The 12,574-nt window shown below is 70.2% G+C and carries 9 protein-coding genes; 4 read left to right on the forward strand and 5 right to left on the reverse strand.

All coding sequences use genetic code 11. The annotated features are described in order from the left end of the window. Window positions 1–122: 122 nt before the first annotated feature. The 3 genes from ACWCQS_RS34835 to mgtA all read left to right on the forward strand — a co-directional run bounded on the left by ACWCQS_RS34835 (window position 123) and on the right by mgtA (window position 3,640). Window positions 123–341: a hypothetical protein gene (locus ACWCQS_RS34835; RefSeq protein ID WP_451008157.1), complete on the forward strand. Its 219-nt coding sequence runs from the start codon at window positions 123–125 to the stop codon at window positions 339–341. A 100-nt stretch (window positions 342–441) separates the two neighbouring features. Further along, window positions 442–804 carry an ArsR/SmtB family transcription factor gene (locus tag ACWCQS_RS34840; RefSeq protein WP_451008158.1) on the forward strand — a complete coding sequence of 121 codons (363 nt, stop codon included), beginning with the start codon at window positions 442–444 and terminating at the stop codon, window positions 802–804. Beyond that, the gene (gene mgtA / locus ACWCQS_RS34845) at window positions 797–3,640 is read left to right on the forward strand and encodes a magnesium-translocating P-type ATPase (RefSeq protein ID WP_451008159.1); all 2,844 of its coding nucleotides are present in this window, start codon (window positions 797–799) and stop codon (window positions 3,638–3,640) included. The genes ACWCQS_RS34840 and mgtA overlap by 8 nt, the downstream gene beginning before the upstream one ends. Before the next feature lie 186 nt (window positions 3,641–3,826). Here the strand turns inward: mgtA and ACWCQS_RS34850 are convergent, their stop codons facing one another. The 3 genes from ACWCQS_RS34850 to ACWCQS_RS34860 form a co-directional block, all read right to left on the reverse strand. Then, window positions 3,827–5,572: a TIGR03767 family metallophosphoesterase gene (locus ACWCQS_RS34850; RefSeq protein WP_451008160.1), complete on the reverse strand. Its 1,746-nt coding sequence runs from the start codon at window positions 5,570–5,572 to the stop codon at window positions 3,827–3,829. 1,026 nt (window positions 5,573–6,598) lie between these two features. Beyond that, window positions 6,599–7,918 (reverse strand): S53 family peptidase, encoded by a 1,320-nt coding sequence (locus ACWCQS_RS34855; RefSeq protein ID WP_451008161.1) that lies wholly within the window; start codon window positions 7,916–7,918, stop codon window positions 6,599–6,601. Window positions 7,919–8,712: 794 nt separating this feature from the next. After that, the gene (locus ACWCQS_RS34860; protein ID WP_451008162.1) at window positions 8,713–9,045 is read right to left on the reverse strand and encodes a helix-turn-helix transcriptional regulator; all 333 of its coding nucleotides are present in this window, start codon (window positions 9,043–9,045) and stop codon (window positions 8,713–8,715) included. A 177-nt stretch (window positions 9,046–9,222) separates the two neighbouring features. On the opposite strand from ACWCQS_RS34860, the gene ACWCQS_RS34865 reads away from it, so the two are divergent. After that, window positions 9,223–9,984: an ANTAR domain-containing protein gene (locus tag ACWCQS_RS34865; RefSeq protein WP_451008163.1), complete on the forward strand. Its 762-nt coding sequence runs from the start codon at window positions 9,223–9,225 to the stop codon at window positions 9,982–9,984. 170 nt (window positions 9,985–10,154) lie between these two features. On the opposite strand, the gene ACWCQS_RS34870 is transcribed toward ACWCQS_RS34865, so the two are convergent. After that, a complete protein-coding gene (locus ACWCQS_RS34870) occupies window positions 10,155–10,976 on the reverse strand; it encodes a polysaccharide deacetylase family protein (RefSeq protein WP_451008164.1) in 822 nt (273 codons plus the stop codon). 561 nt (window positions 10,977–11,537) lie between these two features. Further along, window positions 11,538–12,554: an extracellular catalytic domain type 2 short-chain-length polyhydroxyalkanoate depolymerase gene (locus ACWCQS_RS34875; RefSeq protein ID WP_451008165.1), complete on the reverse strand. Its 1,017-nt coding sequence runs from the start codon at window positions 12,552–12,554 to the stop codon at window positions 11,538–11,540. Window positions 12,555–12,574 lie beyond the last annotated feature (20 nt).

The raw sequence follows: 12,574 nt of genomic DNA on the forward strand, positions 1-12,574 counted from the left end.
CCGCTCCCGGGGGCGCACCGGCCGCATGTCGTTCGGGTTCACTGCACCGGATACGCGGCCACACTCAGCCGAAGCGTGAAGAGCGGCGCGCTCTCGGGCCCCAGGTCACGGTCACCGCCCCGATGCGCGCGGCACGCACCGTGACCCAGTCCACCGGGAGTTTCGGACAGCCGTGTCCGGACCATCACGACCGCCATGACCAGCAGCAGGGTGGGGGTCGGCGCTTCGGCGCGGGCGCGCTCATCGGTGCCGGTGCGGCGGGTCTCATCGGCGGCGCGCTGCTGAACGAGGCGTTCGACGACGAGCCGGACGTGGTGGTCAACAACTACTACGAGGACTGACCACCCTGCCTCCCCGGTGCGGGGACGCGGGGAATTCGGCCGCCTACACTGGGTGGGCACATGGGTGTCGGCTGTGCAGTGGGCGGGACGGGAGAGGACTGTGACGGGGGACGTCGGTGGTTTCGAGGATCCGTCCGCCGAGGTTCTCGCCCAGGCGGCCGCCGCGTTCGGGCTGCTCGCCTCCGCAGCCCGGCTGCATCTGATGTGGGCGCTGTCACAGGGTGAGAGTGACGTCACGCATCTCGCCGACCGGGTCGGCGGAGCACTGCCCGCCGTCAGCCAGCATCTGGCCAAGCTGAAGCTCGCCGGGCTTGTGAACTCCCGCCGCGAGGGGCGGCGGCAGGTCTACTACGTCGATGACCCGGACGTCGTCACCGTGGTGCGGGTGATGGTCGGACAGTTGACGGCACGTTCGCAACACGCCCTCGCGCCGGTGCGCGAGCTGCGCGGGATCGGTGGCTGAGACCACCGCGGCCCCGGGGCAGGATGCCGAGCCGCCTGGCCCGTCGGCCGTAAGCGCACCCGAGGAAGGGGTCTCGCCGGGACTGTCTGCGCCGACCGTGCTGGAGACGTTGCGCCGGCTGGACAGCGGGCCACGCGGTCTGACCGAAGCGCAGGCCGAGGAGCGGCTGGCCCGGTTGGGGGAGAGCACCGGCCCGGCCTGGCGAGCGGCCTCCTGGCCGCGGCTGTTCCTGAGAAGCCTGCGGGACCCGTTCACTGCGGTGCTGGCCTGCCTCGGAGTGGTTTCGGCGGCCGTCCTCGCCTGGAGCACCGCCTCGGTGATCCTTCTGCTCGTTTTGGTGAGCTGCGTCCTGCGGGCCTCCGGGGAGCACCGGGCCGACGGGTCCGCGGCCGCGCTGCGCGAGCTGGTCGCCACGACCGCCACCGTGCTTCGGCGGGCCGACGAGGAGTCAGCCCCGGCGACCCGTGAGGTACCCGTGGCCGAGCTGGTGCCAGGAGATGTGATCCGGCTGGTGCCGGGCGACCTGGTGCCGGCGGACGTACGCCTGTTGCGGGCGAGTGGCCTGACCGTGCACCAGGCCGCGCTGACCGGTGAATCCGTGCCGGTCGCCAAGTCTGCCGACGATCTGCCTCGCTCGGCCCGCGGCGGACTGTTCGAGCAGGCGCAGCTCTGTTTCCAGGGCAGCAGTGTGGCCTCCGGCAGTGCCACCGCGGTCATCACCGCGACCGGCGCGCACACCCGGTTCGCGGCGGCGCACGAGCGCAGGGTCGGCCGAGCGGAGGCGAGCGCCTTCGACCGTTCAGTCCATGGCATCTCCTGGATCCTGATCCGCTTCATGTTGCTCACCCCGCCGCTGGTGCTGATGGCGAACGCGGCGCTGCGCGACCGCGGTCTGGAGACACTGCCGTTCGCCGTGGCCGTCGCGGTCGGGCTGACCCCGGAGATGCTGCCGGTCCTCGTCACCCTCTGTCTGGCACGCGGCGCCTCGCTGCTGGCTCGCACGCACGGGGTGATCGTCAAGCGCCTGCCGGCCCTGCACGATGTCGGTGCCGTCGACGTGCTGTGCCTGGACAAGACCGGCACCCTCACCCAGGACCGGCCCGTCGCCGACCGCGCTGTTGGCCTGGACGGCCGGGACGACCCCGAGGTCCTGCACTGGGCCGCCGTCAACGCGTGGTGGACCCTCCAACTCGCCGACTTTCCCGAACCCGACGCCCTCGACGAGGCGATCCTGGACGCGGTCGACGAGGACACGCTCACGGCGTACGACGGGGTCGCGGCCGTGCCCTTCGCCCCGGACCACCGGCTCGCCGTGGCAGTCGTGCGCACCCCCGGCCGGCTCGGGATGCACACCCTGGTCGTCAAGGGAGACGTCGAGGCCGTACTGGACCGCTGTGCCCTCGCGGACGACGCACGTGATCAGCTGCGCGCCCTCGCCACCCGGCAGGCCGACGGCGGGGTGCGCGTCCTGGCGGTCGCCACCGCGGAGCGATCCTCCCGTCGACGCGACTACACGCTGACCCATGCACGCGGCCTGACCTTCCGGGGCCTGCTCACCCTGCGGGACGCGCTCGCGCCCACCGCCGCCGGCGCTCTGAAGGTCCTCACCGACCAGGGCGTCACCGTCAAGGTCCTCACCGGCGACCATCCGGGGACGGCGGCCCGCGCCTGCCTCGACCTGGGCATTGTGGTGACCGATGACGCCGTGCTCACCGCCGACGCCGTCGACCTCCTCACGGACGCCGAACTCACCGAGGTCGCTGCCCGTACGACCGTTTTCGCGCGCTGCACCCCGGAGCACAAGGCCCGCATCACCGAGGCGCTTCGCACCGCCGGACACACCGTCGGCTTCCTCGGCGACGGGGTCAACGACCTGCCCGCGCTGCGCGCCGCCGACGTCGGAATCGCCCCACGCAATGCTGCCGACGTGGCCCGTGAAGGCGCGGACGTGGTGCTGGCCGAGAAGGACCTCACCGCGATCGGGCACGCCGTCGCCGCGGGCCGACACGCGGGCGGCAACATCGTCACCTACCTGCGCATCACGCTGTCGTCCAACCTGGGCAACGTCCTCGCGATGCTCTCCGCCGGTCTGCTGCTGCCCTTCCTGCCGATGCTCCCGGCCCAGGTCCTGCTGCAGAACCTGTGCTTCGACGCCGCCCAACTCACGTTCGCCCACGACCGGCCCGCCCCCGCCGCCCTGCGTCAGCCGACGATGCTGGACCCACGGGACCTGCTGCGCTTCATCTTCGGCTTCGGCGTGCTCAACGCCGTCGCCGACCTGGCCACCTTCGGTGTCCTCGCCCTCGCGATGCACGGGCAGGGGACAGGAGAGGACGAGGCGGTGTTCCACTCCGGGTGGTTCACGGAGAACCTGATCACCCAGGCCCTGGTGATGGTGCTGCTGCGCGCCGGCCGCCGTACCGCCGAATTCCGCCGACCGGGCCCGGTCGCCTGGGCCGCGCTGGCACTGGCCGTCATCGGCCTGGCGCTTCCCACCTCGCCGCCGGGCCCGATGCTCGGCCTGACCTCCCTGTCGCCCGTGTACTACCTGCTGCTCACCGCTGTCCTGATCCTCTACGCCGCAGGTCTGCTGGCGGCCAGGGCACGCTTCGAGCGTCGTGACGGCAGCGGCTTCGCTCCGGTTGGGCGACTCAGGCGATCGCCGGTGCCCGGCGCCGGCCCACGCCCGTCTCGATCTCCCCGCTCTACAAGGGCTCGTGCTGGTCTTCGCCCTGGTCGTGTACGTCATCGTGCGTGCGGCCGACACCCCGCAGGACGATCCGCCACCCCAGGGGAAGGCGTCTGTCTCCCCACCGAGCCCGGGAACGATCACTGAGGTCGGGCCGGAACTGGCTGGCAGTAGGCGGGTGTTGAGAGGCCGCCAGGGCTGCGGCGCGCCCGCTCGGCGGGCGCGTGCCCTCCGCCTCGGCCGCACGCCTGAGCTGACCCCACAGTTGCCTCGCCGTGCCCCGCCGCGCGCTGGATCGTGCGGCGGGGCACGGCGACCGTCCTGCTGTTACGCCTACGTCGCGGGCTTGGTCAGGAGCAGTTCGGTGTTGTGGTCTGCCGCGGTGCCGATGCGGGTGGCGGGGGTGGCGTAGGGGTCGTTGTAGGCGAGTTCCCGGTACAGCGCGGCGAGGCCGGGATCGGAGGTGTCGGTGAAGTCGGTCCGGTAGGGGGCGGCGGACTCGATGAGCGTGGTGAACAGCGACAGCGTGCCGTCCTGGTTGTCGGCGATCTCGATGATCCTGGCGTGATGCGGGTAGTCGACGTGGGAGGCGGTGTTGATCTCCCAGAAGGCGCGCTCGGGGACGGTGTGGCCGTGCGGGATGATCTGGTTGGTGTGGGTGTGCCCGTTGACCCAGGCCACCACGTTCGGGAAGCGCTGGAGGAGGGCGACCAGTTCGGCGCCGCTGTGGCGGGCTTCGAAGGGGTGGTACGGGTCGGGCAACAGGTTCCCCATCGTGCCGCTGGTGTGGTGGCTGAAGACGACGACGAGCCGGCTGCCGGATCCGCCCCGGACCACGTTGCCGTTGGTGTCGTACCAATGCCCGCTGTGCGCCTTGAGCACCGACTCCAGCCAGTTCAGCTGCGCGGTGCCGAGCGAACCGTCCGCGAATCCCGCCCGGTTGGTGGTGTCGAGGCTGATGCCGAGGACGCCGTCGGCGAGGTCGAAGGTGTAGTAGAGGTGTCCGCTGCTGACCGAGTCGTTGGTGAACCCGTGGCCGACGGGGCCGGCTCCGGTGTACGCCGGGTTCAGGTGCGCCTTGGCGAACTCGGTCGGCGTGAACGGGTGGCGCCGCTCGTCCGGGGTGACCGTGCGGATCGAGCCGCCGCTGGTCAGCAGCTTGCTCAGCAGCAGCACGGCCTCCGCCGGGTCGTGCAGTACGGCGTCCGCCAGCTGGGCCGCGGTGGCGTCGTCGCAGCCCTCCAGCTTGCGGGAGCCGGTGTAGAGGTCGTTCAGCAGACCGAGGTCGGGCAGGCTGCCCTCGATGCTGTCGTCGTGGTTGCCGACCGTCGTGTACCACGGCAGGCTCAGGCCGGGGGCGTCGAAGGGGCGGATGGCGCCGCTCAGGAAACCGGGGATCTGCGGCAGGCCCTTGGCCTTGTAGGCGTCCTGGAGGGACGACTCGGGGTTCCAGTACTGGGCGCTGCCGGAGTTCTGCACGCCTTCGTAGCGGGAGAGGTTGCCGCTGTTCGGGGTGATCCGGCCGCCGCTCATGACCGTCAGGTACCAGTCGAGCTCGATCCGTTCGTGGTTGTCGGTGTTGTCGCCGGTGGCCATGACAAGACTGAACGGCAGGCCGGTGTACGGGCCTTGGCGCACGGCGTTCACCCGTTCGACGAGTGACGAGGCACCGCGCACGGTCAGCGTCTCCTGCGGGCGGTGCGCGCTGTCGTTGAATCGCGCCAGGTACTCGAAGCGGACCGGCGACTCGGTGTCCGTCAGATGCAGGTCGGTGAACTGCACGAAGGAGGCGAGCCCGGTCCGCCGGTCGTCCCGCCCGGACGCGGCACCGGCCAGTTCGGCGCGCACCATGAGCGGCCAGCCGGGCCCCGCCGTCAGCCGCTTGTACGCCCCGTCGCCGGACGGCGTGGCCACCTGTTCCAGCGTGGTCCCCTCGATTCGCACCGCACGTGCGGCCGTGGCGGCCAGGGCCCGGTCCTGAGCACGTGCGCTGCCCGGCGTCAGCAGCGGCCACAGGGCGGCTCCTGCGGCTGCCGCGGATGCTCCCGACACGAACCGGCGACGGCTCATTCCGCTCATGAATCCCCCTGTCCATGGCGGCAATTGAGTGTCACGCCCGAGGGCCGGGCGCGTCCGCCGGGGCAACCTTACTGACGGGTAGACAAGTGTCCAGGGCACGGATGCAAACTTGGGGGAAACAGGGGGAACGAGTTGCATCGGCCGAAGGGGAGAATCAGCCGAAGGGCCTCTCCCCGCGTCACTGCTCGGCGAGTACGACCACCGCGTCGGCCGCGGTCAGTGTCAGTGACGCTGTCTTGGACGGGCGACCTTCAGTGAACTTCTGCGGGTCGGCTCGCAGTGCTTGTAGCCCAGTTGCTGCCGATCAGAAGCGTGTGTTCGGGCCTCGGCGCCCGGCTGGGTGCCGAGATGATCGCCGACTCGACGACCGTCGGCCGCGTCTCGGCCGGCTGAATTCACCGGGTGACGATGGCTGGTCGGCTCCGGCGGCGAGGGTCGCCTGGTAGCGGGCAAGACGCCGCTCGCATTCCCTGATCGCCTGAGGGGCGACGCGGTCGGCGCCCGGTGGCCGAGGCACACTGCCTCCCACCAGCGCGGACGAGTTTCGGCAGGCGCAGGCTCTGGTTCCGTGCGGTGCTCGGCGTGATGCTTTGCGAGGCTGAGTGCTGTGATGGTGGCGGTGAGCCGGTCCGGGGCGACGGCGCGGGTATACACGAATCCGGCGCCCGGCACACGACGTCTTCGCGCAGGTTGACGGTCCGCGGGTGGTCGAGCCCGGGGTGGCGCCGCGGCGCCGGGCGTCCTGCCGGAACGCAAGACCGGTCTCCGTTATCGCCAGCGGGGGCAGCGTGCGTCGCCGTCCCGCCCCTGTCCCACCCTGGGGTGCGCGCGGTCGCTCATCGGCAGCAGGCGCAACGCGGCGAAGGCGTTTTGACGGGCCGGTGGGCGAGACGCAACAACACAAGCGATCACGATGCCGCAGGCGTGCACAGGACGGTGAACTGTCTGGATGACGATTTCGGCGGGCGCAGTGGCAACGACTGCCGGGCATCCCGGCGTCGGGATGCCCGGTTGCTGCTCCGTGGGTCAGCCGCTGTGCATGGCACTGACAAGGTCGGGCAGGAGCTTCGCCGCGTTCGGCGTGCCCAGTCCGGTGACGGGGTCCCATCCTGTGGTGGCCGAGTAGCCCGGGACCGAGGCTTCGGTGGTGTTGTTGCCCACGGTGATGTCGTTGAAGTCCGCCGCGTATGTGGCCGGGTCCGACGCGAGCTTGTACAGAGTGGGGTTGATGAGTCCGAGTCCACCGCCGTTGATCTGGTCGGCGAGGGAGACCAGGCCCGCCCACTGGGGACAGGCCAACGACGTGCCGCCGATGTCGTACCAGCCCGTGCTGCACGGTGTGCTGCCGCACTTCAGCCCGCTCTGGCCGTCGGGCGGGAGGGACAGGTACACCAGCGCTCCCGTGGACGGGCTCGCCTGCAAGGAGACGTCCGGCACGCCGCGCATGGCATTGATGGAGGTGCTGCCGGCCGGCATCGCGCCCGACTGGTAGTCCGGCTTGGCGAAGAGGCTGCTGTAGCCGCCGCCGGAGCCGATCCAGCCGATCTCCGCCTGGCCGGAGGCCTTCTGACAGGCCCCCGGCGGGGAGGCGCTGTCCACGACCCTGCCGTGGGTGGTACCCGGGTCGGTGCACAGGTCCGTGCCGCCGACGCCGGTGACCAGCGGGTCGGACGCGGGCCACTCGACGGCGGGACCGGTGAGCGTGGTCCCGCCTTTGCCCACAGGCGTCTTGGCCGAACCGGCGCTTCCATCGTCACCCGACGAGCCGAGTACGGTGACGCCGTTCTGTGCCGCCGACTTGTAGGCGTAGCGCAGGTTCTCCAGCGACCGGGCGCTGCCGAAGGCGCCCTCCGCGGAGGCAAACGACTGGGAGATGACGGTCGCGAGGCGGTGCTCGACGACGTACTGCTCGGCGGCCATCATCTGGGGGAGACCCTGCACCCCGAGGGTCTCGGCGGTGGGGGTGGTGACCAGCAGGATGTTGGCGCCTGGTGCCATGGCGTGGGCGGTCTCGACGTCGAGAGCCACCTCCAGTGCCCACGCGCTCTTGTCCTCCTGCCCAGGGGATGTGCTCGTGGACGGCGGCGCCTTGGTGGCGGGCGAGCCCTGCAGATGAAGCTCGCTGAAGGTCGGCATGCCGGGCGCGCAGCTGACGTTCTCTTCCCCGCACATGGATGCGAGGTTGAATGCCTGGTCGAATACGTGCAGGTCGTGGGCCATGGTGTCGCTGCCGTAGGAGTCGACGATCGCAATCGTCTGACCGCGGCCGTCGTCTCCGGCTGAGTGCAGCGGGCCTACGTTGTAGGCCGCCTGGATGGCCTTAGGGGTGAAGCAGCGGCGTCCCACTGACGCGCACTGGGCTTGTGTTGGGGGTGTCTGGCTGGTCGTCAACTGAGTGTAGTCGGCGACAGTTGGCCGTACTTGCGGATAGGTTGCCTGGTGGGCAGCGCTCGTCGCGGGCACGGCGCCCGCCGCTGCGAGGCTGAGTGTGCCCACCCCCGCGAGCAGCCACCGTCTGATGGTGCGTGCCATCAGAGTCCTTTCTTGAGATCGAAAGGGAACTTGCGTGTCCGCCCCCAGGTGGGGGGTGGTGGCACAGGGGTTGCGGACGGGGCGACGTTACTCTCGCAGGTGTTGGGCGGATAGGCTCGTCCTGTCAACAATGACCAAAGAATGGTGCCGCTGGACGAGTTGAGTGGTGGTGCTCGAGTGCCGCAGGCGAAGCCGGCTGTGCCCGCCCCCGGGGGAGGGGCACGTGGATCTTCTGGGGGGCCGTACTTGAGTACGGCTCGGCTGGATGCTGAGGCATGCGCTGCCGGCGCCGGGAGTTCTCGCGGTGTTGTGCAACGGTCGTGAGACGGGGGAGCGGTCGGGGGCGTGGGGCTGGGGCAGGCCCACGAGAGCAGCCGGCGCAAACATGCTCTTCCGGCTGCCGTGGCTCGCAGTCGCCAGGGCGGCCCACGAAGGGAAACCGGCGATCGGGGCAGCCACTGCGATGGACCGGTGCCCGTGGTGGTCGGCCAGGGCCCCGGCCAGCGGGCCGCCGATGGCGATGGCGATGGCGATGCTCTGGGCCGCGCTGGCCGGTCCGGCGAAGGCGTAGCTGTGGGGCGCCGCCTGGTCCTGGGTGAGAGTGGCCGTTATCGAGTGTGTCTGGCGTTGTCTGTGCGGGCGCTGTCGTGCCGGGAGAGGAGGGAGAGGAGGTCTGCGACGGTGAGATCGGCTTCGGCGGGGTGGCGCAGGATGGTTCCGGGCTGGATGCGGTAGGCGTTGGCCCGGCCTTCACGGGTGTGGGTGAGATACCCGTCGGCTTCCAGATCGGAAATGATCTTCTGGACCGCGCGTTCGGTGAGCCGGCAGCGTGCGGCGATGTCGCGCATGCGGGTTGTGTGATCGTCGGCGATCGTGGCGAGCACCCGGGCGTGGTTGGTGAGGAACGTCCACCCGGTGTGCGGTTCCGGTGCTTCTCCCATGCATCCCAGGGTAGACGTCCTATTCGCGTACTCCAAAGGGTGAAATAGATTTCCGGTATTCCTTGACGGGTGAGGTCCGGTGAGCGGAGTCTTGGAAGCGAGGTCGGGGGGACACGGACGGGAGAGGTGGCCATGTCCGAACCGAGGCTTCCACCGCAGTGCGCCAGGGAGGAGGGCATGACCGTGCACGCAGCAATGACCGACGCCTCTGCCGCTGCGGAAGCGCCACTGCAGGATCTGGTGATCAATGTCTCCCCGTGCGGTGGGCGTGTGCTGGTGACGATCTGCGGCGAGCTGGACATCTGTACGGAAGGGGCACTTCGGTCAGCCCTGCGGGAAGCCGTCGGGCGGGGCCCCCAGGGCGTTGACCTCGACTTGACCGGGACAACGTTCTGTGACTGTTCCGGACTCAATGTCCTGCTGGCCGCTCGGCGTGATGCCCTCCGCGCCGGGAAGACCCTGACCGTCCAGGCCGCCAGTCGGCAGGTCCAGCGTCTGCTGAGCGTGACAGGGACCGGTTCCCTGTTCGTGTTTCGTCGTGTCCCGTACCCGCCGTCAGGGACTGCCCTGCCGGCTGCCGAGACCCAGGAGGATGCCCTGAGCCAGGAGGAGGAGCTGCGCACCGAGGTTGTTCAGCTGCGCCGCGCCATGCAGACACGCGCCGTCATCGACCAGGCGCTCGGGGTCCTGATGGCCTCGTTCCGCCTCAGCTCCGAGGACGCCTGGAACGTGCTGGTCACCGTCTCCCAGAACACGAACATCAAGCTCCACAGGCTCGCCGAGCAACTGGTCACCACCGTCCAGGGAGTTGCCCTGGCCGATGCGGTGCAAGCGCAAGTGGCCGCAGCCGTCGCTGCTCTGCATGCCGCCGCGAACATGCCTTCAGACGCCCCGCGGCCCACTGAGGAGGGCGAAGGCAGTGGTGATGCAACGCTCTGACGAGGGCGAAGGCGCTGGCGATGGTCCAGGGCGGGTACGTCCGGATGCCGGGCGGCGGTCGCCGCCAGGGCGTCGACGAGGGTGCGGGGCGGCGCGGCCGCCGGGCAGCGGAAGAGGCCCGGGACCTCGGAGGAGGGGTCCCCGCTGTACTCCGACGTCGTCCGGCCGCCTCACCGCACCGGGAAGCCGAATGTGTAGCCCTGCTCCTTCAGCCGGGGCAGGAGCGCGGCGAGCGCGGCCACCGTCTGCGACCGGTCCCCGCCGCCGTCGTGGAAGAGGATCGTCGGGCCGTTGCGCAGTTCCCGTTGAACCGTGCTGAGGATCGTTTGTACCCCGGGCCGCCGATAGTCCTCGGTATCGACGTTCCAGCCGAGCGGGCGCATCCCCAGCGACGCGGCGATCTGGCGGCTGTACGGGGTGAAGGCGCCACCGGGCGCGCGGTAGTACAACGGCTTCACCCCGCCGGATGCGCGCTCGATCATCCGTTCCGCGTCGACGACTTCGCCGTACTGGTAGGAGGCCGGCCTGCGGTCCATCGCCGTGTCGTGGTGGACGCTGTGGTCGCACAGCCGGTGCCCGTCGGCGACGACCTGCCGCACCACGTCGGGATACCTGGCCGCGTTCGGCCCGATCATGCAGAAGACCGCCTTGACGCCGTTGTCGCGGAGCACCTTCAGCACACGCGGCGTCCATACCGCATCAGGGCCGTCGTCGACGGTGATGTTGACGGCGTGCGCACCCTGGTCCGAGGCATGGGCGATGTCCATGCTCACCACCGGGGCGCGCAGGTGCGGATCGGGTACGGACTTCTGGACCGCCGGCGGCTGCTCGGAGGTGTAGAGCGGCGACGACGGCGAGGCGATCGCCCGACCCCGGCCGTCCGGCCGGTCGTCCGTCGCACTGCCCGTGTGGCCGCCCCATATCGGGCCCAGGACCGCGGCGACGACCACTGTGGTGGCCGCCGCGAGCACCGCCCGGGTTCCTTCCCGCATCCCGTGCCGCCCCCCTGTTCGTGGCCTGAGTGTTCCTGCGTTCCTGTCCCCCGGCACCGGACAAGAGGGCGGGATTCCTTCGCGGCAACCCGCTCGGCTCGGTGCGGCGCTCATCCGGCAGGCGCCTGGAGCCAGTTCACGGACGAGGATAGCTTCCAGCTTGCGCAACCAGGCAACCGGGGGGTTCTTCGCCGGACAGGTGCGCGATGAATCAGCCGTACGAAGACTCGTTCCAGCTCCTCGGGTGCCAGGCGGGTCGCCGGGAAAACCTGCTACGAGGGTCATGGCCTCGCTGTGATCCTCGGAATGTCAGCACGCGCTTGATCGTGGGACGTTCAAGCGGCCATGCTGAGCCACTTGAGTGGAAGCACCCAGCGGTTTCTTCGTCTGCTGGTGGTACACATGCCCGCACGACTTTGACCGTACGAATGGGCCGTGCAAGTCCGGTGTCGGAGCAACTCGTCCGCGTAGGTCCGGATCTTGGCAACAAGCCAGCAGGCCGGAAGCACGCCCACTCGTACGGACCGTGGAACCGAAGGGATCGGCGACCATGCGCGCCGATCAGCCGCCGAGGGCGTGGACCATGCCGACGATGGCGGTCATCTGGGAGGCGCTCCTGACCGCGAAGTCGGAGCCGGTGTAGCCGAACCAGTCCCAGCAGCCTTGCGGGTTGAGGGGCCAGACGCCGGAAACCGCCTGCGGGTAGAGGACGACGAGGTCGTTGGTGTCGGCGTAGGTGTCGAGGTTGCCCCTCTCGGCGAAGGCGGTGCCGAGGAGTTGCTGGGCGGACAGGCAGCCGTGCAGGGCGACCACCAGCTTGCAGGGCGCGCCCTGGGCGCAGTTGGGCGGGACGTAGAGCTGGCCGGTGTCGTCCATGGACACGGCGCGGGCGGAGCCACCGGGGACGTAGGCGTTCTGGTCGAAATGGGTGAGCGAGCCCTGCGGAGTGCCGGTGTTCCGCGGATTGACCGTGCCCAGCCAGGTGGTGAGCATCTCGCGCTGCGGGTCGTCATGGCAGTTGTTCAGGAACGGGGGCAGGGTGAGTGCGCAGGGGACGACGCCGTCGGGTGTGGGCCAGGAGTGCCCGGCCGGATCCCAGTTGTGGTACGTGACGTGGGCGCCGAAGTGCTCGTAGAAGTCGACGCCGGCCCGGGAGACGAGCGGGTTGACGACCGGGTCGAGGTAGCCGTGGTAGGTGTAGACCGGCTTGCCCGCCAGGTTGGAGACCGGGTCGATGCGCCCCTCGGCCGCCCAGTCGGTGGCCTGCTGCTCCAGTTGGCCGACGCCGAGGCCGAGATCACAGGTGACGAGGTCGACGACCTTGCCCTGGCCGCAGTCGTACGGACCGGCGGCGACGATTCCGGCGCCGTCGAAGGTGCCGGAGTAGGCGACCTGGAGCTGGGTGGCCATGAAGCCGCCGGAGGAGACGCCGGTGACGTAGGTGCCGGTGATGTCCAGGTCCGGCAGCGGTGGGGCGGCTGCCTCGGCGGGCGCGGACAGGCCGAGGGTGGCCAGGGCGGCTGCGGTGCCGAGCACAGCCACGGCGCGGACGGCTCTGCGCAGGGAGCGAAACCTCATTGTGCACACTCCGTGTGGGT

It is taken from the genome of Streptomyces sp. NPDC002076 (genome assembly GCF_053593835.1).